Below are 22,150 nucleotides of genomic sequence, written 5' to 3'. Positions count from 1 at the left end.
GTACTCTAAGCATATGACAGCGTGAAGTATGTTTTCAAAGATTTAGCAAGAAAGGGTGCCAAGATTGCCGCAAGATAAAGATGAATTAATCCCGAATATAGCGAAAATACGCTGGTGGGGAGAACAGAATTTTGAAATAAATCAATCCAAAGCCTGGCAGTTTGGCTCCTTGCTGTTTCGTCTGACCCGAGGCATTCAGGAGTGGCGACTGGAATATTATCGTCCTTCCGTACAATACGATTATGAGCAGCAATGGCATCAGATTGATGATCCAAATTTTGCCTTTCCACCGCCCGTGAAAATTGAACGCTATATGTTCAAATCCACACAAAATAAACTGCAACTCATGCCACGTCTTGCAGACCGCTCTGTAGTGATCAAGCCAGTCGATCCGATTTATATTCCTGCCGGACAACGCGGTACGCTTTACATCAGCACTCCCTTATGGATTGCAGGTTTTGTCGAAGGTCAGCGTGCACCCATTTTCGATTTACCGGTAATCTTGCCAAAAGACACCTGGTTTGGACCGAATCACCGTTCGGGGGAAATCTGCTATGCCACTGCAGTCGATGGCAGAACTGAACTGAAACAGTTACATCCACGGGCCTTTCGTGCAGTCACACCGATTGAATTTCACAATACCAGCAACCAGCAATTGCGCTTTGACCGGATGAATGTTCCTGTACCGGCTCTACCTTTATTTTATAGTGAAAGTACCGGCCGCTTATGGACCTCACAAATCCGGGTCTTGCATGAAAGTTCGGACCGTCCACCGCGGATTCGGGTGGAAAACCGCACGCCGCCGAATGCTGGTGAAGTGGCCTATCTGCATCCACCGCGCGATCCGGCAGGTGCGTTATTTAATATGTTTGATTCATTTTTCTAAGGGCGTCTGATGCCAAGTTCAAATATTCCGACCGAAGTCACCAACAGCCTGAAGGGAGTGTTTACCAGTATCAATACCGACCGCCTGACTGAAGTTCTGGTAGCGGTGGTGTTGTGCTTTATTGGTTTCCTGATCGCACGCTTTATTTCCAATACCTTTATCCGGACCATCGGGGTACGTTTTAATGCCCATCAGAAACTGGTCTGGCGCCGCGGGATTTTCTATTTTATCTTCCTGCTATTTGTGATGGCCAGCCTGAAAGAGGCCGGATTTAAACTCAGTGTCTTCCTTGGCGCTGCCGGAATTCTAACGGTCGCACTGGGTTTCGCTTCACAAACCTCGGCATCCAACCTGATCAGTGGTCTGTTCCTGATTGGTGAAGGTTCTTTTGAAGTCGGTGATACCATCCAGATTACCTTGATTCGTGGGCATACCATTGAAGGTGAAGTGATTTCGATTGACCTGCTCTCGGTTAAACTTTTGACCCAAGATAATATTTATGTACGGTTGCCAAATGAACAGCTAATTCGGGCGCCAGTGCAGAACCTGTCAAAATTTCCGATACGGCGTATTCCAATTACTCTGGCAATCAATTTCCATGAAGATATTATCAAAGTGCGCGAAGTACTGCTGGACGTTGCCAACAAGTATGCACTGGTTCTGGCCGACCCGAAACCGGCCGTCACCGTTACTGCGTTCCGTGAATCTTCGATTGAACTGCTGTTTGCGGTGTGGTGCCAACAGGAAAACTACCTGAAAGTACGTGATGAAATGCAGGAACGGATTCGAAACGGCTTTGTCGATAACCAGATTGAAATTCCGGTGCCAAAAATGGGCTTTGTCGATCCTCCACTTTCCCGCCCTCTAGAAAATGAAGAGATCGATCAATACGCCAATGACAAGGCTCTCAAAAGAGAGTCTGGTCTGAAATAATCCTTAGATTCCCTCTCCTTTTTTAGAGGAGAGGATTCAATCAATCAGTTTTCTCTGGCATCGGTGCAATATACGCAATCAGCAGCATTACCCCGCCCGCCAGCAAGAAGGAAATCACCCGGGTCAGGGTGCCAATATGTGACAGGTCAAATAGTACGAGCTTCAAGGTCACAATCACCAGAATACTGCCGCCTAAAATCCACATCGGTTTCAGTTTTTTGAGTGTCGCCGTCCACATGGTAATCCAAGCCAGTAATACCCAGAGTATGGTCAGACTGAGCTGAACTGTTGCATTGTTCCATAATGCCAGCTCATTAAACGGTGTCTGCAGGTACACATGCAAAGCTCTTAAAACAATATAACTGGAAAGCCATAACAGGCTCAGCACCATCAAGACTGCGATCATGCCTTTATCACGGCCAACCTTAATCTGTTGCAACAGCATCCAGATAAAACTGGCAAACATGGCGACACTGATCAGGTCAAAAGGATTCAGAATCGGCAACCAGTAATACTGGAATGCTTGCTGACTAAATAACTGTGAACATACCAGCCAAGTGGCCATCAGCAATAAACAACACTTGGTTTGCCAAAGCTGCTGCCAGCCTGATTGCAGGTCCTGTCGATAGCACCACAGGCAAAACAATAAAGGCAGGATCACCATACTGAAATAAGGCATGCTCGGGATCAGACACAGACTGGCCAAAGCCAAACTGCTAAAAACGCCCAAACTCATCCATTCTTTGGATAGCTGCAAACCAGCCAGCGGTCTGAGCCACAGCATGGCCAGTAATATAGCTGAAAGGGCAAAAACCCCGCGCTCCAGACCGCTATCCCAGACAATCACCGCATTTTGACTACGATCCAGTGTCAGAATCACTGCAATGACCAGCAAGGGTGAGATACCACTCCACTTCGGTAGCAACCAGGACCATTGCTGATTTTTGCGCAGAATCATTTCATTCAACAGCACATAGCCCAGTGTGATGATGAATAAACTCAGCACATAGGCATGCTGACTCGAAAACTCATCTTCCAGCAAGGCAAAGAGCATTAAACTGGCTGCAACACTTAAACTACTTAAAAAACTGACACTCAGACTATCCAGTTGCTGCTGGTATTTTTCTTTAAGCTGACTGATCGCCACCACTGCCACATAACACAGACTCAAAATCCAGAAAATCATCCGCGGTGTGGGATTGATTTCGACCAGATAATACAGGCTGCTAAATCCGGCCATCAACAATAAGCCCATACTTAAATAATGCGCCACCCAGACATTTTTCTCTAAGGCCCACAGATAAATTAGCACCCCTTCCACAGCCCAACCAACCACACTCCATTGTTCGGTCAATAAGATCGGTGGCACCAATGCCAGAAAAATCAGCATCAGACTCAGATAACTTTGTGAAATAAGCTGAATCGTTTGTTTTTGGCGCAATAAAGTCCAACAAGTGGCAAAGCCCCCTGCGAACAACAGACTTAGACCGGCTTGCCAGAGTTTTTGATCGGGCTGATTAAAGTGAATCAGATACAGAAAAATATAAGCAGTAATCGGTGCGGCAAAAATCAAGGCCAAGTCGAGTACCGGTTTTAACTGAAAACGTGAGAGATCCTGTCGTGCCAGCAACTGGCTAAAGCGGAAACCTAGCCAGATAAACAGCGCACTATGTGCCAGAATCAGCGCAGTCATGGCATAACGCTCATATGTATAACCATGAATCAGGCTATATATCCCGCCCACGACCGCAGTCACTAAAAAGGCAATTTGATTGAGAATCTTCCATGGCCGGAAACTGCTCAGTACTGCCACCCCGATATTGATCAGCAGATAATAGCTGATCAGCTCAACAGCAGAAGCATCGCGGGTCGGCAAGGTAAACGGCGCCAGATAAGCAATCAGCAAAGCCATCAAAGCCAGTTCGATGCTTTCCTGTTTCAGGCTTAAATACAGGGTAATAATCAGAATAATGAGGAATAACAAAGTCGCCAACGGTAACGTGGGAATCACCAGATTGTAATAGGCAAAAAATAAGGTCAGGAACAGACTACCTAAACCTAGTCCTTCCAGTGCCAGAGCAAAACTCCGATTTTTCTGCATCAGGCGATAACCCAGCCCTGCTATACACCCACTTGCCAGTGCAACCAGGCCCAATTTTGCAGCCAGACTGAGTTGCCAGTGCTCGGTGGCAAAACGCAGCAGCAAAACAATCCCAATCACCAAAATACTAATCGCGACTTTTAAGACTGGATTTCCCTGGAAAAGCCAGCGCTGCAGTTGATCTACCAGATGAGGAGAGTCATTTACCTCTTGGGCAGGCTCAGTTTTCACGAATGGAACAGAATTGGATCGATCCGGTGAGCGCTGTAAGGGATCGTCAGAATGGGATTGTGATTGCAGCTGTATCAAACGCCCTTCCAGACGTTGCAGCCACCTGAGCAAAAAGAATACCCATGCCGTAATTCCGATGCCCATCAGCCAATCCAGTTCAGCCAGTCCACCAACAATGGCAGTAATTGAAGAAATATATAAAGGAACTTTAGAGTTATGCTCCAAGGACATCTGCTGCTGTCCGGCCAATTGATTCAGCGGTGCTTCTACCGCAGTGACATATTGCATCACGCTAAAGATAAACCCCAAACCACACAGATAAGTCACAATCTGATAACCCAGATACCAGGCGCTGATCCCGGCAATCAGCAGGGTAATCAGCCAGATCATGCGCAACTCATTCCGTCCTGCAGCCATTCTTATATTTCTCTTTCCTGAATCGCTCCATCATACAACAGCTTGTGCTGCTTATTTCATCTTCGGCCGATATTCGCTAAGCTGTAAACTCAGACTCGTCTCAGCGAGCGCGGTAAAAATCACGTACAATAGCGCTGTATTTTGAATAAGGAATTGATTACATGCCACCATTTGTCTTGGTCGATGGCTCTTACTTTTTATTTCGTGCCTTTCACGCACTGCCACCATTAACCACGTCAACCGGTTTACATACCAATGCAATTCGTGGTGCGATTTCTGCTATTCAAAAACTGATGCGCCGGACCCAACCGACCCATATGGCGGTGATTTTCGATACCCCAGAACCGACCTTCCGGCATGAGCTGTCACCGATTTATAAAGGTGACCGTCCCAGCATGCCAACGGAATTATCCGAACAGATTCCTTATCTGCATGCCTTGATCCGTGCTTTGGGCATTCCGCTGCATACCTTGCCGGGTGCCGAAGCCGATGACATTATCGGGACACTGGCCAAACGTGCCGAGGCGATGGGACATCAGGTGCTGATCTCTACGGGCGATAAAGATATGGCGCAACTGGTGACCGAAAAAGTTACCCTGGAAGACAGCTTTAAAGAAAAACCGCTGGATGTCGACGGCGTGTTTGAAAAGTTTGGCGTTTGGCCAAATCAGATTATTGACTATCTGACCCTGATGGGCGATGCATCGGATGGCATCATGGGCGTGCCGGGTGTGGGTGCCAAAACTGCAGCAAAACTGCTTAACGAATATGGCTCGATTGGTGGCATTTTAGAAAATGTCGACAAGATCAAAGGCAAAGTCGGTCAAAATATTAAAGAACATGTCGATGGCATTGCACTGGACCATCAACTGGCCAGTATTGTCATCGATCTGGATCTTAACTTTGGTTATGACGATTTAAAACTGGGTGAGCCGAATGTCGAGACCTTACGTCATTTATACACCGAGCTGGAATTCCGTAACCAGCTGCAGTCCTTAGATCACCCGAACAACCCGAATAATTCAAACTACAAGCAGGCGGCAAAATCTATTAACGCCAAAGCGGTTACAGTACCAGAACCTCTGGAAGACCATGCGTCTGTGACCAGCAGTGATGACCAGTTAGGACAAGCCACCTATCACACGGTATTAAGCCAACAAGATTGGGACACACTGTTTGGGCGCTTAAGTACCGAAAAACGTTTTGCCTTTGATACCGAAACCACCAGTCTGGATTATCGTATTGCACAGATTGTCGGTTTCTCGGTCGCCTTCGATGCGCAGGATGCTTATTATGTTCCCTTGGCACATGATTATGAAGGCGCACCGGAGCAGCTGAATCGTGAAGTAATTCTGGCGCAAATCAAACCAATTCTGGAAGATGAGTCTGTAAAGAAAATTGGTCATCATCTGAAATATGATGCACATGTCCTAGAAAATCATGGCATTCATCTGGCAGGCTGGTATTTCGACACCATGCTAGCTTCCTATGTCCTGAATTCTGTCGCAACCCGTCATGGCATGGATGATGTGGCCCGTCTGTATTTGAGTCATCTGACCACGACTTATGAACAGGTAGCCGGTAAAGGTGCCAAACAGAAGACCTTCAACCAGATTCCACTTGAAACTGCAGCGCATTATGCTGCAGAAGATGCACATGTTACCTATCGTCTTTATGAAGTCTTGAGCAGCAAATTACAGGCGCATCCTGAACTGGTGAATATTCTGCATAATATTGAAGTTCCGGTCGCACGTGTACTGACGCAAATGGAAGAAAACGGCATCGAACTGGATCTTGCTTTTCTGGATCAGCTTGGGGGCGAATTTTCCAACACCATGCAAAATCTGGAAAACCAGATTATGGAAATTGCCGGTGAAAGCTTTAATGTCAGCTCACCTAAACAGGTCGGTGAAGTGTTATTTGAAAAGCTGGGCCTAAAAGGCGGTAAAAAAACCACCACCGGACAATACAGTACCAGTGAAAGTGTACTGGAAAAAATTGAACATCCGATTGCCCAGCTGATTCTGGAGTATCGTGGTTTGTCCAAGCTGAAAAGTACCTATACCGATGGCTTATGCAAACAGGCCAATCCTGATACCCACCGGGTGCATACCAGTTATCATCAGGCATTGACTGCAACTGGCCGTTTATCATCGACTGATCCAAACCTGCAGAATATTCCGATTCGTGCCGAAATTGGCCGTCAAATCCGCAAGGCATTTGTGGCACCTGAAGGCCGTGTCTTGCTGGCAGCCGATTACTCACAAATTGAATTGCGTCTGATGGCCCACTTATCTCAGGATGAAGCCCTGCTGGATGCATTTATTCATGGTCAGGATGTACACCGCCGTACCGCAGCGGAAGTTTTGGGCATTCCTTTGGAAGAAGTGACCAATGACCAGCGTCGTCAGGCCAAGGCCGTCAACTTCGGCCTACTTTACGGCATGTCCGAGTTTGGTCTGATCCGTCAGCTAGGTTTTACCCGTCAGGAATCACAGGATTATATCAAGCAGTATTTCCACCGTTATCCGGGCATTTATGAGTATATGCAACGTACCCGTCAGGTTGCATTAGAACAAGGTTTTGTTGAAACCCTGCTCGGACGCCGTTTATATACCCCAGATATCGATGCCCGTAATATGATGGTGCGTAAAGCGGCAGAACGTGCCGCAATTAATGCCCCGCTACAAGGTTCGGCTGCAGATATCATTAAAATGGCGATGATTGAAGTCGACAAGATGTTGCCAAAAGATCAGGCCAAAATGCTGCTACAAGTGCACGATGAACTGGTGTTTGAAGTCGATGAAGACATTGCCGATGAACTGGCACCTAAACTGGCTGAAGTGATGCAATCGGTACTACAGATTTCTGTACCGTTAGTGGTAGAAGTCGGTAAAGGCAAAAACTGGGATGAGGCGCATTAAAGGGTTTCCTCACCCCAGCCCTTCTCCCTCTGGGAGAGAGTGAAAACCAATATTATGTTAAAGGTATCCCCTCTCCTTTCAGGAGAGGGTTAGGGAGAGGTTAATATCCCATCTTCTTCTTGTACAGCGATTAAAACTTGTTCACGGTTTGGGAAGTTTAACAAATCCCTCCCAACCTCCCTTTTCTAAAGGAAGGAGCAAATAAAAAAGGACGCCTCAGCGTCCTTTTCTTTTCATTCAGATTAAAAACCAGTTAACAATACAATTGCCACCTGGTTCATGATCATTTCAATCACAATCAAGGCCAGAATTGCCAGGATTGGAGACAGGTCAATCATGCCCATATTCGGCATAATCCGGCGGAAAGGTGCCAGTAATGGCTCGGCAAGTTCCTGAACTACTTCAATATAAGGTGAACGGGATTGGGTAAACATCACCACCCAGCTTAAAATAATGGTAGCGAAAATCAAGTAACGACAGAAACGGATCAAATCCTGCATCATGGTGACAAAAGTCAGAATGAGCAAATGCACAGGACCATTCGGCATGCCACCCGACAGATACATCATACCGAAAATTTTCAGCAAATACAGCACCACTAAAAGTGCCAATGCCGCAGTATTAACCCGCCCTTTGCCCATCGTCGGGAAAATACGCCCGAATACATCTACAATTTTGGTTGCTTTGACGGTAGACAGAACGACGGGATTGTAAGGACTTACCGCAGCCAATTGCATTAAAAAGCGGAAGAATACGAGCAAAATCGCGACGTTAATGATAATGCCAAAAATTAGCGCAGAATTTGCACCCATACTTGAACTTTCCTAAAAATTAAACTGAAGATTTGCTGCTTTCACTGAGCTCTTGAGCCAGTTCCTGACTGCGTTTTTGCGCAGCAGCAAGTGCTGCCTGAATATTCTGAGAAATTTGCGCACGGTCGAACACTTCTAGTGCTGCCTGAGTCGTTCCATTTGGAGAGGTGACGTTTTTACGTAGCTCAGCCGGTGTATTTGAACTGGTGATGGCCATTTGTGCCGCCCCCAAAGCCGTTTGCAAAGTGAGTGCTGTGGCTACTTTTTCATCCAGACCTAAATTCTTGCCAGCACGAATCATACTTTCCATCATATAGAAAAAATAAGCAGGTCCCGAACCAGATACTGCAGTGACCGCATCAATCTGAGCTTCAGAGTCTACCCAAATTGTCAGGCCGGTAGAAGCTAAAACCTGACTCGCCAGCTCACGATCTTCTGCCTTTACTTCATCTTTAGCAAATAGACCATGTGCACCGGTTTGTACGAGTGCTGGTGTATTTGGCATGACACGGACAATACGGTCAGTCCCCAATAGTGCAGACAATGTTGCAATCTCGGCACCCGCAACGATCGAAATAATCAGCTTGCCGTCCAGCAAACCCTGTAATGGTTTCAATACCTCAGCTAATACCTGTGGTTTGACTGCAAACACGACAATATCCGCATTTTTGATGGCAGCACGATTATCATCGGTGACATTCACTTCTTTTTCTGCAAGCAGTGAACGTACTTTCTCGACCGGATCAGAAACTGTAATACGTGTTGGTGGCAATCCCCGTGAAATCAGCCCGCCAATCAAGGCTTGAGCCATATTACCGCCACCAATAAAGCCAATATTACAATTTAAAGCTGCACTCATGTTTAATGCTCGTCGTTGAATTCTAAAGTTGAAGAAACCGAAATGGGTAGCCACCCCCCTGCTTCACAATATGCAGATTGAGCTAACCAAAATCCTTTAGGTGTAAACACGCCTAGCATAACATTATCTGTGCTTAATATTTGAATAGTATGCCGAGTCCATGGAAATATTTGCGCTTCCTGAATGGCTTTCTTCAGAGGCCAGTGTCCAATCCGGCCATGCAGATGAATTTTCTCCCCACCTTTGCGTGTGCGCAAATATAAGCGTTGACCGAATAAGGCGGCAGATAATCCGAAAGTAGCTGTTTGAATCTTAAATTGTCCTGAAGGCAGCTGAACCTGATCCTGTTCACGTAAAATAATCTGCTGCTCAGCTAGCTTCGGTTGCTGATCCGCCCGATAGACCTCAGCTTTTAAACGATGCAAATGCTGCTGATAACGCACATAATAAAAGCCTTGCCAATGTAAAGCTGCCTGCGCATCCAGTTTTGCCGCAATTACTTCATTCTGTACTCGCTCAACCATTTCTAGAGAAGGACGATATTGCCCTTCTCCTTTCATCCAGACAGAAAGTAGTTGGCGCTGCCGGGCTTTAGATAGGTTTAAAAATGCAGATAAATTCAGACTTTCGGCATTGCCACAGCATTGTAAATCCTGCTCCAGCACTTCCTGCAGAATATGCTGTGCATCCTGCATCAGCTCGCTGGTACGTACCAGGGCAGACTGCATTTTAGGATAACGTTCACTTAACATCGGCCAAAGAGTTTGACGGGCCCAAGCCCGGTCATAATGTATGTCCTGATTGGTCGGGTCTTCAATATTCTGAACATTCAGATCCGATGCCCATTGGCAAATCTGCTCACGGGAAACATCCAGCAGTGGCCGCCAAATCGTAAGATTTTCTCGTATATCCAGCTGTTTCATTGCAGCCAAACCATCCACGCCCGTGCCAGACAATAAACGCAGCATCAAGGTTTCCGCCTGATCCTGCTGATGATGTCCAAGCACCAGAACTTCATCTTGCTGTAAATGTTGTAGATAGGCCTGATAACGTGAATTACGCGCTTGCTGTTCCAGATTACCATGAGCCACATGAACGGGCTGGAGGATGCAGGGAATATCCAGTTGCTGACACTGCTGCTGGACAAAAGTGCCCCATGCACTGCTGATACTTTGCAGCTGATGATCCACATAGATTGCCCGAATTTTTCCCGGGCACAAAAAAAACATCAGATGCAGAAGCAGCATAGAATCTACGCCGCCACTGCATCCGATGAGAAATTTTGTTCCTGCAGGAAATTCCTGCAGCTGCTTTAAGATGCCAGACCTAAATTGTCGCTGCCAAACTTCATTAAACGCTGGTAACGTGCTTCGCATCGTGCTTGTGGTTCCATAGCTTGCAGTTCATTTAAGGCTTCTTTCAGTACCGCTTTCAAGCTGTTCATGACCTGATCCGGATTTAAATGAGCACCTTCACCCTCATCCACCACATATTCTACAATACCCATCTTCTGCAGTTTTTCTGCAGTCAAGGCTAAGGCTTCACTGGCCTGTTCCGCTTTTTCTGCAGTCTTCCATAGAATAGAGGCACAACCTTCCGGTGAAATCACCGAATAGATACTATGAGAGAGCATTACTACACGGTCAGCTACGCCAATACCGAGTGCACCACCAGAACCGCCTTCACCCAGGACAGTCGCAATTACAGGTACTTTCAGGTTAGACAGTTGCGCCAGACTAGTTGCAATGGCTTCAGCCTGACCACGTTCTTCTGCACCTACACCTGGGTAGGCACCCATGGTATCAATAAAGGTGAAAACAGGCAGATTAAAACGTTCTGCCATATCTAGCAGACGTTGTGCTTTACGGTAACCTTCCGGATTACTCATGCCAAAATTATGCTGTAATTTTTCACGGGTACTACGACCACGGTGCTGACCTACGATCATCACTGGCTGTCCATCAAAACGTGCCAGGCCACCGATCATTGCACCATCATCACCATAGAGACGGTCACCATGTAAAGCATCAAACTCAGTGAATATTTCACCAACATAGTCCAGAAATTGTGGACGTTCTGGATGACGAGCAATCTGTACTGTCGTCCATGCTTTTGATGGGGTAGCTTTATTTTTCATAGGTCAACCGTTTTCATCCCTATAAAGGTATTAATTAACAAATTGTTCAGATAGAACCGAGAGCTCAATCTCCCAATTTTTAAACTGCAACTGTTCATCATGCAGTTCAGCAATCAATAATGGCCATTGTTTGGCATCACCCGAAATACTGAGCTGCCATTGTTGCGCATTCTTGACCTTGAGTTCAATGGCAGGAAGCATCTCATCGCTACGGCTGTGATTGACCAAAACCGCCAGACGAAGCAGTAAACACAGCTGTAAAAGTTTAGTTCCACCCACTTTCATCACGTCATGCTTGGCATCAGTGCGCAATTTACGCCGATGATGCGCGACCAAATGTGACAAATGATTCTGATCAACCTGTGAAAAACCGGCAATGTCAGAATGCTGCAGTAAATAGGCACCATGACGATGATAACCACTATGACTAATCGCCAGACCGATTTCATGGAGATACGCGGCTCGACGGAGTAGGTCACTATCATCACTATTCAGACCCAGATCAGCTGCGACATCATCAAACAGTTTTTGCGCCGTTTGTACTACACGTTCTGCCTGCTTGGCATCGGCATTATAACGACCAATCAGGGCATGGACTGAACGATCACGGATATCTTCATGTTTAAAACGGCCTAACAGGTCATACATGACACCTTCACGTAATGCCCCATCAGAATAAGTCAGATACTCAATATCCAGCACATCAAAGACCGCATATAAAATGGCAATTCCTGCCGGCAAAACTGCACGGCGATCCTCTTTCAGACCTTCGAATTCCATATCCGAGACATATTTATATTTGAGCAGCTTATCTTTAAGCTTTTCCAGGCCTTCTCGCGTCAGCTGTTCGCGATCATTGCTCCATCCCATATTAATACAGATTTGGCGGCAGGCTTTAATTGTACCACTCGATCCGACGACAGCATCCCAACCGGCAGATTTATAGGTATTGGCAATTCCAGAAATTTCTTTACGTGCCGCAGTGACTGCTTTGTCAAAAGCTTTGGCACTGATTTCCCCATCCTGAAAATAGGCCTTAGTAAAGGCTACGCAGCCCATCTGTACTGATTCAGTATAAATAGGCTCGAACTCTTCACCGATAATCAGCTCAGTCGAACCACCGCCGATGTCAACCACCAGACGACGGCCGCTATTGGCCATGGTATGCGATACCCCCAGATAAATCAGGCGGGCTTCCTCACGGCCGGCAATAATTTCGATCGGTTTCGGCAAAATTTCTGCGGCTTTCTGGATAAACTCATGGCCATTTTTGGCTTGCCTTAGAGCATTTGTTGCCACGATCCGCAAGCGGTTCGGCTGAACCGCACCTAAACGCCCGACAAAACGGGCCAGACAGGCCAAACCGCGTTGCTGTGCGGCTTCCGTTAAATTTTTATTTTCGTCTAGTCCTGCGGCAAGCTGAACTTTTTCTGACATTGATGCCACTTTCTTCACTTCGCCATGATCCACCCGAGCGATGGCCAAATGAAAGCTATTTGATCCCATATCGATGGCGGCAAGTAATTCTTCATCAATCAAAAAGTCAGACATTCCAGAAATAAACCTTTAACGAATTGTGCTTAGAGTAATTCACATGCATGCAATTTAAAAGCCATTTGTAACGACATTTTTATGCCTTATTCTTTTTATGCATCGGGAATAATAGTGAGACACGATCATCACTATCGTGATCATCCATTAGACAAAATAACATTAAGCATTGAAAATTTACAGATTCCCCTACATTGTTAAAGATGGCTATGTAATACTAATAATTAGTTATCTTTAAAATATTAATCTGGAGCACATTCCATGTCTGGCAACATCGTAAACACTACTGACGAAAACTTCGAAGCAGACGTTCTTCAATCAGACGTTCCTGTACTGGTCGACTTCTGGGCAGGTTGGTGTGCACCATGTAAAGCAATTGCACCTGTACTAGAAGTACTTGCTGATGAATATCAAGGCAAGGTTAAAATCGTGAAAGTTGACGTAACTTCTTGCGAACAAACTGCTGTAAATTTCAACATTCGTAACATCCCGGCTTTGCTGATGTTCAAAAATGGTGAAGTTGTTGCGACTCAAGTCGGTGCTGCACCAAAATCTAAACTGACTGCATTTATTGATGACAATATCTAAGCAGATCATTTTTTAGTAAAAAAATACGCGACTTATGCTCGCGTATTTTTTTCGGCTATAAATTGACAAAGTCAGCATTTTCTCTTATATTTGCTACTCAAGAGATAAAGGATCCTAAATCCTGCCAATTTCTTACAAGACACATTACATAAGATGCCGCTCGGCAATAGAAATTGTTTTTCACATTTTTCTTTGAAACACTCAAACAGATCTCTGAATTGTTCTTTTTCAAATTCAATGGCTTTCGTTTGAATGCTTGTATGCGGCCGAATGTTACTCCCTTTCCAACCTGTACCTCAGAACTTTGATTCTATCTGACCACCTATGAATTTAACCGAACTCAAGAAAAAACCGATTGGCGAACTCATCAAGATTGCCGAGTTTATGGGCCTTGAAGGTATGGCCCGTAACCGTAAGCAAGACATTATTTTTGCCATCTTAAAACGTCATGCAATGAATGGCGAAGAGATTTTTGGTGATGGCGTTCTAGAAATTTTGTCAGATGGTTTTGGCTTTTTACGCTCAGCCGCAGGTTCTTATTTAGCAGGCCCTGACGATATCTATGTCAGCCCTTCTCAAATTCGTCGTTTTAACCTACGCACTGGCGACACCATTACCGGCACCATTCGTCCACCAAAAGAAGGCGAACGTTATTTTGCCTTACTTAAAGTCAACCAGATTAACTACGACACTCCTGAAAACTCACGTAATAAGATTCTGTTTGAAAACCTTACGCCATTATTCCCGACTGAACAGTTGGTGATGGAATTAGGCAATGGTACCACTGAAGATTTAACCACGCGTGTGATCGACTTAGTCGCACCGATTGGTAAAGGCCAACGTTCAATTATTGTGGCTCCGCCGAAAGCCGGTAAAACCATGCTGCTGCAAAGCATTGCTCAATCGATCGTTCGCAATAATCCTGAAGTCATCCTGATCGTTCTGTTAATTGATGAACGTCCAGAAGAAGTAACCGAAATGGAACGTACGGTTCGCGGTGAAGTCGTGGCTTCTACCTTTGATGAATCACCTGCGCGCCATGTTCAGGTTGCAGAAATGGTCATTGAAAAAGCGAAACGTCTAGTTGAGCATAAAAAAGATGTGGTGATTCTGCTTGACTCAATTACCCGTCTGGCACGTGCCTATAATACCGTGATCCCTTCATCAGGTAAGGTATTAACCGGTGGTGTGGATGCACATGCCCTAGAACGTCCCAAACGTTTCTTTGGTGCGGCACGTAATATTGAAGAAGGTGGCTCTCTAACCATCATTTCTACTGCCCTGATTGAAACTGGTAGTAAAATGGATGAAGTGATCTACGAAGAATTCAAAGGTACAGGTAACCAGGAAATTACCCTTGATCGCCGTATTGCTGAAAAACGCGTCTTCCCTGCAATGAACATCAAGAAATCTGGTACTCGTCGTGAAGAGCGCCTGATGTCAGAAGATAATCTTCGTAAGGTCTGGATTCTGCGTAAGCTGCTGCATACGCAAGATGAATTGGCGGCAATGGAATTCTTGCTGGACCGTATGAAAGAAACCAAAACCAATGATGATTTCTTTGATCAGATGAAACGTAAAGCTTCAAATTAAAATTTCAAATGAAAGGTCACCTAAGCGGTGGCCTTTTTTAAGTTGACATGAATTACACAATGAAACAATCGAGCTCTATTTATGTAAACTTATTTTTAAGTTTTTGATTAATAAAATAATCAGATTAAAAATTGTATAACTTTTAAAAACTTACCAAGCCTTTCTCCAATCTAAATGTTTCATTCCATTGTTATTTTCTGTTAAAAACTTCTTACTTTTTAGCATATTTCAGTACTTTTTTAAGCCTTGCTAGTAGCATTTAAAAAGGCGCAGTGATAGCATATTTGCAGACCAGTTAGACTGCTCCTGCATTGTTAGTACCTAACATAATTAGGAATAATAAAAGCACTTAACAGACTAACTTAGGTTTTTTTTAATCTCAATTTTTAGAGAGTGATGCCATGTTATTCAAAAAAATCGCTATTGCTGCTGCAGTTGCTACTACTTTAGCTTTCGTTGGTTGTGCTAAAAAAGCTGACGACGCTGCTGCTGACGCTAACCAAGCTGCATCTGAAGCTGTAGAAGCTGCATCTGAAGCTGAAGCTGCTGCTGACGCTGCTGCTGTAGAATCTACTTCTGAAGTTGCTGCTTCTGAAACTGCTGCTGTTGCTGAAGCTGACGCTGCTGCTGCTGTTGCTGTTGACGCTGCTGCTGACGCTACTGCTGCTTCTGAAGCTGCTGCTCAATAATCTTTTAGATTATTCAGTATAAAAAAAGAGAGCCTTGGGCTCTCTTTTTTTATTTTAAATACTGAAATTTAAAAAATAGCAGAATTTAAAAAAAGCAGATCAGTTGATCTGCTCATTTCCCACACGTTGACGAAACTTCTGTCCCGCACGGAAGGTCACTACACGGCGTGCAGAAATCGGAATCTCTTCACCCGTTTTCGGGTTACGGCCTGGACGTTGACGCTTGTCACGCAACTCAAAATTACCAAAACCCGAAAGTTTTACTTGCTCGCCTGAGATTAGCGCCTGGCTAATCTCATCGAAGAACAACTCAACCATTTGTTTTGCTTCACGACGGTTTAAACTCGTGAGCTCACTTAAATGATCAGCCATTTCTGCTTTAGTTAGTGCTGTCATGAAGCCCTCAATGTCGCTTGGTAAGTGTTTTCTAACACTTGAAGGATATTATCCATACCTGATTTAATTTCAGCATCTTCCAGTGTACGGCTTGGATGCTGCCAGAGAAGTGCAAATGCCAGTGAGCGTTTCCCTTCTTCTACTCCTTGTCCAGTGTACACATCGAACAACCAAGTTGAGTCTAAAAGCTCTCCGCCTGTTTTTTCGATAAGTCCCTGAATTTCGCTAACATTAATCTTATCATTAATTAAAAGAGCAATATCACGTCGAACCGATGGAAAACGTGATAATTCTGTAAAATTAGATACATAAGTTTGCAAAACAGCCGCTTGATCCAATTCTGCTACCCATGTGGTTGCCAGATCAAGCTCGTCTTCAAGTGAGGGATGTAAACGACCCAAGTAACCAATTGATTGACCATTCACGAGAATCTCTGCGGATTGTCCTGGATGCAACCAGCTACGCTCTGAACGTATATATTCCACTTTGACACGACCAGCAGCCAGAATTTCCTCTATATCGCCCTTAAAGTCAAAGAAGTCCATTGGCTGTGCCTTGCCATGCCAAGACTCAGGGGTACGTGCACCCGTTGCAATCAGGGCAAAGGTTGGAATCTGTTTTAAATCATGAATACTGTTCGCTTCTTGATAGTCAAAACGCAGACCTAGCTCGAAGAAACGTACCCGACTTTGCTGACGATTGATATTGTATTGAACACAAGGAATCAGGCTAGAGAGCAAGGTTGAACGCATTACCGCTAAATCACTTGAAATTGGATTCGCTAATGCTAAAGGTTTCACATGAGAATTAAGTTGCTTTTCAAGTTTTAGGTCTGCAAAACTAAAACTGATTGCCTCTTGGTAACCCAAAGTTACCGCGGTTTGACGAAGTTGGCCCAATTCGAATTGATCTTGATATTTGGCCAGCTTCACATCAATCACAGGCAAACTGATTTGAATATTGTCATAACCATGAATACGAGCCACTTCTTCAATCAAGTCTTGGTAAATCACCATATCATAACGATGTGATGGCGGCACTACAGACCACTCACCTTCTGCTTTTACTGTGACTTCACACCCTAAACGGGTTAAAGCATCAGTAATGAACGCTGAGTCAACACTATAACCTAGCAGTTGATCCACTTGGGCTTGATTCAACTCAATTGCATCGCGTGTTGGCAATAGGGCTGCATTTTCTGCAACCGTAATTGGCCCGAACTCACCGCCGGCAAGTTCCGCAATCAATTGTGATGCGCGGTGCATAGCGATCAATGGCAATTCAAAATCGACACCACGTTCATAACGCTGAGAAGCATCGGTATGCAAGCCAAAGCTACGTGCACGACCGGCAATATGCAGTGGCGCGAAGAATGCAGATTCTAGGAAAATTTCAGTGGTTGCATCGCTGACTGCTGAAGACAAGCCGCCCATAATACCGGCAATGGCCAATGCTTTTTCATCATCTGCAATCACCATCACTTTTTCGTTAAGTTCAACTTCTTGTTCATTGAGCAAAACTAACTTTTCAGCTTCCGTCGCTTGACGTACATGTACCGCACCTTTCACTTTACCGCCATCAAATGCGTGTAGCGGTTGACCCAGCTCCATCAGCACATAGTTGGTAATATCGACCAGAATGCTGTGCTGACGGATACCTGAACGCGCCAATGCACGCTCCATCCATTCAGGGGTTGGCGCTTTGGTATTTACGTTCTTGATCACACGACCCAAGTAGCGTGGGCAGCCTTCAGTCGACACAACGACTTTCTTTTCGTCGCTAATAGTCGCAGCTACTTCTTTAATTTCAGGGGCAGTCACTGGCAATTGGTTGATCACCCCAATTTCACGTGCGATCCCGCGAATACTGAAGCAGTCCCCACGGTTCGGCGTAATGCTGATGTCAATCACGTTGTCATCAAGATCCAGATATTCACGGATATTGACGCCAACCGGTGCATCTGCAGGCAGCTCTAAAAGACCATCGATTTTATCTTCCAAATCGATTTCTGAAGCGCCGCACAGCATACCTTGTGACTCGATACCACGTAGCTTGCCTTTCTTGATTTTGAAATCGCCTGGAAGTACTGCACCAATGGTCGCAACTGGCGCTTTCATGCCGGCACGTACGTTTGGCGCACCACATACAATTTGCAGTGGCTCACCTGAACCGATATTGACAGTAGTCACACGTAAACGGTCAGCATCTGGATGCTGTTCTACTGTCAGGACTTCACCAACCACTACACCAGTAAATGCTTTTGCTGCAGGTGCAAGCTCATCCACTTCCAGACCCAACATGGTCAATTGATCAGAAAGTTTTTCGCTATCGATGGCTGGGTTGACCCATGTGCGTAGCCAATTTTCGCTAATTTTCATTGATATAAAACCTGTAATTCAAATCTCTAGAATCCCCTCTAACTCCCACTTTCTTCCAAAGAGGGAGAGCCCTATGTCATATCTAGACACCCGTCTCCTTTTAGGAGAGGTTAGGGAGAGGTATAAATTTGTTTTTAAGCAAACTGGCGTAAGAAACGCACATCGTTTTGGAAGAACATACGTAAGTCATTCACGCCATAACGCAGCATTGCAAAACGTTCAACACCCAGACCAAAAGCAAAGCCTTTGTATTTTTCAGGATCAATGCCTGCAGCTTGCAGCACATTCGGATGCACCATACCGCAGCCCAGTACTTCCAGCCAGCGACCCCGTTCATCCATAATATCCACTTCCGCACTTGGCTCGGTGAACGGGAAATAAGATGGACGGAAACGTACTTTCAAATCTTTTTCGAAGAATTCGTTCAGCAGGTTAATCAGCAAACCTTTCAGTTCCGCGAAGCTGGTATTTTCAGCCACGTATAAACCTTCGATCTGATGGAACATCGGCGAGTGGGTTTGATCCGAATCACAACGGTAAACACGGCCTGGACACACGATCTGGATTGGTGGCTGCTGGGTTTCCATGGTACGAATCTGCACACCAGACGTATGCGTACGCAGCAAATGGTTCACATCAAAATAGAAAGTATCATGCATAGCACGCGCTGGGTGATGACCTGGAATGTTCAGTGCTTCAAAGTTGTGATAGTCATCTTCAACTTCAGGACCTGTTGCAACCGTAAAACCTGCCTTGGTAAAGAACTGGCAAATACGCTCTTGCACTTGGGTCACTGGATGGATACTGCCCACCTGCTGACCACGACCTGGTAAAGTAATATCAATGGTTTCGCTTGCCAGTTTTTGTTCTAAGGCAGCTTTATGCAGTTCTGCCTGACGTGATGTCAATGCAGCGGTAATGGTTTCACGTACAGCATGGATTTGTGCGCCGAAGACTTTACGTTCTTCAGGATCCATTTTACCAAGCGACTTAGATTGTTCCGCGAGCTGGCTTTTTTTCCCCGTAAATTGCACTCGTACTTGATCAAGTGCAGCAAGGTCTTGAGCTGCTGCAATCGCAGCGAGCGCTTCAGTGGTCAGGGCTTCCAGTGACATAGTAACTCTCAAAGCAACAGGTTAAAAAATATTTTAAAAACCCCACATTCTAACAGTTTTTAGACACTTTGATGAAGATGCGTTTTAAGGAAAATTAGATTGGCATGATTAAATATAAAAAGTATAAGATAAACACAATATCAATCAGATCAAATCACTATGGCACTCGATCAAATTTGGAAACAGCAACTGACCCTGGTCACTTATGGCAATGAATATTTGTCTCAGGGCCTGAGTTTCAATCGTTGGATTCAACATGCCATTTTTAATCAGCATCAGTTTGCCTTTCGGGATCTGATGTCACAACACCTGCTGGCTCAGCATTTTCAGATCTGGCTGGAAGGCCTGAAAAAACAAGGCGTACGCCGACTGAGCTTGCATCGCTCTGATTTACTGATTGATGAAAAAAATCCGAATGCCAATGTCGAGCTATTACCACTGGCGCATTTTATTGTCAGTCATGGTGCCAAAACCAAAACAGCCTGGATCATCGGCAAGGAACTGCCTGAATGGTACAGCGCAGACAATGATTACGAAGCTCCTAAATCACAGCAGTCCCCTTTACGCCATGAAACTTTCTGGTGTTATGAGTTAAATCCTAAACTGGCCAAGCGCATTGATGTCGATCTGGAAGCCCCAAACTGGGATGATATCCAGGCTTATACCGATCATGAACTGTTTGAAAGTAGCCTTGCCCAAGATTTTACCGAACCAGCGTATACCAATTTGCCCTATTACGGCACCATGCCTGCCATTCAGGCCGATAACGAAAGTCATTTGGCCTTAATTCCCACTGACTATTCAGCGGATTATGCTCACCAGACTTTGTACCGCCTAGATGCCTTAAATGACTTTATTCAAACGAAAATCCAGCATCCCTATCGTGCAGATGGCGAAGTACTCAGCCCGGAGCAGCAACTTAACCTGCGACATTTTTCGCAAAAAATTGATGATTTAAGTGCTAAATTCATCAGCAAAGTCGCCAACCACTATAAAACGGCACAGCTAACACCTAAAGTTGCGCCTGATCCATTTGTGGGTATGAGTACCGAAGACCGCTCACCAAAAATTTCTAAAGCAGAAAAACCTCAGGACCCAGGAAAATCCAGTTCGTCTGCAAATGTGCTGACCTTAATTGTGATTACCGTGATTATCTGTCTGATTGGCTACTATTTCGGCCTTTAACATTTTGCCAGAAAAGCTTACATCCCGGGCAGAATTCAATAGAGACGTTGATACTCAGGAGCAGACATCAGCTTGAAATAATGCTGAAGATTTTGTGATAGGTTTTGATTATCCAACCTATGATGGAATTAAGGTCAAGCAGCTGTCTGAAAATTGCAGCATTGTCGGAATGAGACCAAAGCTGTTATTTATGCTGATCGCCCGGAAATGCCCTTTTGATTGACTGGTGGAGATATTGAGATAAAAGGATAAATCAGCCCTACAGTGCAAGGGCTGATTTATTTCCCATCGTCTTTTTCCAGGGTTTAGATTTTTCTACGTTGAGCCAGCTTGCCCAGAGTCTTCAAAAATTAAATGTCCCACTGATAATATAAATCTTTAAGATTCTCACCCAGATCACTGGCATCTCCTTCACTGACAAAATAGGCGCCGGTCTTTTCATAAAAATAACGACTGGAATTCAGGTTCAATACGCTACATTGCATATGCTGATAGGATTTTTCTCGACTTAAGCCCAGACCCAATTGAACCAAATCACGTCCAATGCCGCGACCTTTAATATTTTGAAGCAAATAAAGTGCTCTCAATTCACTGATGGGTGCATCTACCGGAAAATTGAAAGCAGCAAAGCCCAGCACCTGAGCATTTTCTTCATAGACAAATACCCGTCGATTCGCCCCTTCAAGAACAGAACGCCACAAGGCGGCTCTTTGCTCTACACATAATGCATCTAAAATTTCTTGTTTGATGATGTTTTTATAGCTTTCACGCCAGCTTTGTACGTGCACTTGAGCAATCGGCAGGACATCCTGTTGAGTGGCAAGTCGAATCATTATTTTTAAGCCTTATTTTTGATTATGCAATTTAACAATGACTAAAAAATATAGGATTTACAATACTGATTTTTAAATAATATTTAAAATGACTACTTTTATTTAAGCATAAAAAAGACCGCTAAAAGCGGTCTTTTTCAAGTCATAAAGACTTATGCAGCCAATGCATCTTTAGCTTTAGAAGCTAAAGCAGCAAACGCAACTGCGTCATGCATAGCGATGTCAGCAAGTACGCGACGGTCGATAATCACTTGAGCTTTTTTCAAGCCAGCGATCATACGGCTGTACGACAAACCATTTTGACGAGCACCAGCGTTGATACGTGCAATCCACAAAGCGCGGAATTGACGTTTCTTCTGACGACGGTCACGGTAAGCATATTGACCAGCTTTGATTACCGCCTGGAACGCTACGCGGTAAACGCGTGAACGAGCACCATAGTAACCTTTAGCGCGAGCAAGAATTTTTTTGTGACGGCGATGAGCCTGTACACCACGTTTTACACGAGCCATTTATAATCTC

Annotated in this window: 18 protein-coding genes; 7 read left to right on the top strand and 11 right to left on the bottom strand. The window is 44.9% G+C overall.

Translation table 11 applies throughout. The annotated features are described in order from the left end of the window. The first annotated feature begins 64 nt into the window (after positions 1 to 64). Positions 65 to 886 (top strand): hypothetical protein, encoded by an 822-nt coding sequence (locus AY607_RS08380; protein WP_064094703.1) that lies wholly within the window; start codon positions 65 to 67, stop codon positions 884 to 886. A gap of 9 nt (positions 887 to 895) precedes the next feature. Next, positions 896 to 1,819 (top strand): mechanosensitive ion channel family protein, encoded by a 924-nt coding sequence (locus AY607_RS08375; protein ID WP_064102323.1) that lies wholly within the window; start codon positions 896 to 898, stop codon positions 1,817 to 1,819. A 40-nt stretch (positions 1,820 to 1,859) separates the two neighbouring features. Here AY607_RS08375 and AY607_RS08370 read toward each other — a convergent pair whose 3' ends face one another. Beyond that, a complete protein-coding gene (locus AY607_RS08370; RefSeq protein ID WP_064102322.1) occupies positions 1,860 to 4,568 on the bottom strand; it encodes a DUF2339 domain-containing protein in 2,709 nt (902 codons plus the stop codon). 161 nt (positions 4,569 to 4,729) lie between these two features. Here AY607_RS08370 and polA point away from each other — a divergent pair, with 161 nt between their 5' ends. Then, the gene (gene polA, locus AY607_RS08365; RefSeq protein WP_064102321.1) at positions 4,730 to 7,492 is read left to right on the top strand and encodes a DNA polymerase I; all 2,763 of its coding nucleotides are present in this window, start codon (positions 4,730 to 4,732) and stop codon (positions 7,490 to 7,492) included. Between the two features lie 242 nt (positions 7,493 to 7,734). On the opposite strand, the gene AY607_RS08360 is transcribed toward polA, so the two are convergent. The 5 genes from AY607_RS08360 to ppx are packed head-to-tail and all read right to left on the bottom strand — an operon-like array spanning position 7,735 to position 12,851. Then, positions 7,735 to 8,304 (bottom strand): YggT family protein, encoded by a 570-nt coding sequence (locus AY607_RS08360; protein WP_064094707.1) that lies wholly within the window; start codon positions 8,302 to 8,304, stop codon positions 7,735 to 7,737. Positions 8,305 to 8,323: 19 nt separating this feature from the next. After that, positions 8,324 to 9,163 (bottom strand): pyrroline-5-carboxylate reductase, encoded by an 840-nt coding sequence (gene proC / locus AY607_RS08355; RefSeq protein WP_064102320.1) that lies wholly within the window; start codon positions 9,161 to 9,163, stop codon positions 8,324 to 8,326. Between the two features lie 2 nt (positions 9,164 to 9,165). Further along, a complete protein-coding gene (gene tilS, locus AY607_RS08350; protein WP_081408808.1) occupies positions 9,166 to 10,539 on the bottom strand; it encodes a tRNA lysidine(34) synthetase TilS in 1,374 nt (457 codons plus the stop codon). Beyond that, a complete protein-coding gene (locus AY607_RS08345; RefSeq protein WP_064102318.1) occupies positions 10,476 to 11,300 on the bottom strand; it encodes an acetyl-CoA carboxylase carboxyltransferase subunit alpha in 825 nt (274 codons plus the stop codon). The genes tilS and AY607_RS08345 overlap by 64 nt, the downstream gene beginning before the upstream one ends. A 30-nt stretch (positions 11,301 to 11,330) precedes the next feature. After that, positions 11,331 to 12,851, bottom strand: a complete 1,521-nt coding sequence (ppx, locus tag AY607_RS08340) for an exopolyphosphatase (RefSeq protein ID WP_064102317.1) — start codon at positions 12,849 to 12,851, stop codon at positions 11,331 to 11,333. A 261-nt stretch (positions 12,852 to 13,112) separates the two neighbouring features. Between ppx and trxA the strand changes: the two genes are divergently transcribed. From trxA to AY607_RS08325, 3 genes are all read left to right on the top strand, one after another. After that, positions 13,113 to 13,439, top strand: coding sequence for a thioredoxin (trxA, locus tag AY607_RS08335; RefSeq protein WP_064094712.1), 327 nt, complete (start codon positions 13,113 to 13,115; stop codon positions 13,437 to 13,439). Positions 13,440 to 13,763: 324 nt separating this feature from the next. Next, positions 13,764 to 15,032, top strand: a complete 1,269-nt coding sequence (gene rho, locus AY607_RS08330) for a transcription termination factor Rho (protein WP_004278267.1) — start codon at positions 13,764 to 13,766, stop codon at positions 15,030 to 15,032. Positions 15,033 to 15,433: 401 nt separating this feature from the next. Then, the gene (locus AY607_RS08325; RefSeq protein WP_064094713.1) at positions 15,434 to 15,721 is read left to right on the top strand and encodes a hypothetical protein; all 288 of its coding nucleotides are present in this window, start codon (positions 15,434 to 15,436) and stop codon (positions 15,719 to 15,721) included. A 99-nt stretch (positions 15,722 to 15,820) separates the two neighbouring features. Here the strand turns inward: AY607_RS08325 and AY607_RS08320 are convergent, their stop codons facing one another. The 3 genes from AY607_RS08320 to pheS form a co-directional block, all read right to left on the bottom strand. Then, positions 15,821 to 16,117: an integration host factor subunit alpha gene (locus tag AY607_RS08320; RefSeq protein ID WP_004783565.1), complete on the bottom strand. Its 297-nt coding sequence runs from the start codon at positions 16,115 to 16,117 to the stop codon at positions 15,821 to 15,823. Beyond that, on the bottom strand, positions 16,114 to 18,495 hold the full coding sequence (gene pheT / locus AY607_RS08315) for a phenylalanine--tRNA ligase subunit beta (RefSeq protein WP_064094714.1): 2,382 nt from the start codon (positions 18,493 to 18,495) through the stop codon (positions 16,114 to 16,116). Before pheT ends, AY607_RS08320 begins: the two co-directional genes overlap by 4 nt. 134 nt (positions 18,496 to 18,629) lie before the next feature. Continuing rightward, complete coding sequence (gene pheS / locus AY607_RS08310) at positions 18,630 to 19,610, bottom strand: phenylalanine--tRNA ligase subunit alpha (RefSeq protein ID WP_004278272.1); 981 nt, start codon at positions 19,608 to 19,610, stop codon at positions 18,630 to 18,632. 159 nt (positions 19,611 to 19,769) lie between these two features. On the opposite strand from pheS, the gene AY607_RS08305 reads away from it, so the two are divergent. After that, complete coding sequence (locus tag AY607_RS08305; RefSeq protein ID WP_064094715.1) at positions 19,770 to 20,795, top strand: hypothetical protein; 1,026 nt, start codon at positions 19,770 to 19,772, stop codon at positions 20,793 to 20,795. A 350-nt stretch (positions 20,796 to 21,145) separates the two neighbouring features. Here the strand turns inward: AY607_RS08305 and AY607_RS08300 are convergent, their stop codons facing one another. Together AY607_RS08300 and rplT are read right to left on the bottom strand one after the other, a co-directional pair. Then, positions 21,146 to 21,628: a GNAT family N-acetyltransferase gene (locus AY607_RS08300; RefSeq protein WP_064102316.1), complete on the bottom strand. Its 483-nt coding sequence runs from the start codon at positions 21,626 to 21,628 to the stop codon at positions 21,146 to 21,148. Positions 21,629 to 21,780: 152 nt separating this feature from the next. Continuing rightward, positions 21,781 to 22,140, bottom strand: coding sequence for a 50S ribosomal protein L20 (rplT, locus tag AY607_RS08295; RefSeq protein ID WP_004647525.1), 360 nt, complete (start codon positions 22,138 to 22,140; stop codon positions 21,781 to 21,783). Positions 22,141 to 22,150 lie beyond the last annotated feature (10 nt).

This window comes from Acinetobacter sp. SFA, from assembly GCF_001647535.1.
Taxonomy (GTDB): Bacteria; Pseudomonadota; Gammaproteobacteria; order Pseudomonadales; family Moraxellaceae; genus Acinetobacter; species Acinetobacter pecorum.
This window is presented reverse-complemented; position numbering and strand designations above follow the sequence as displayed.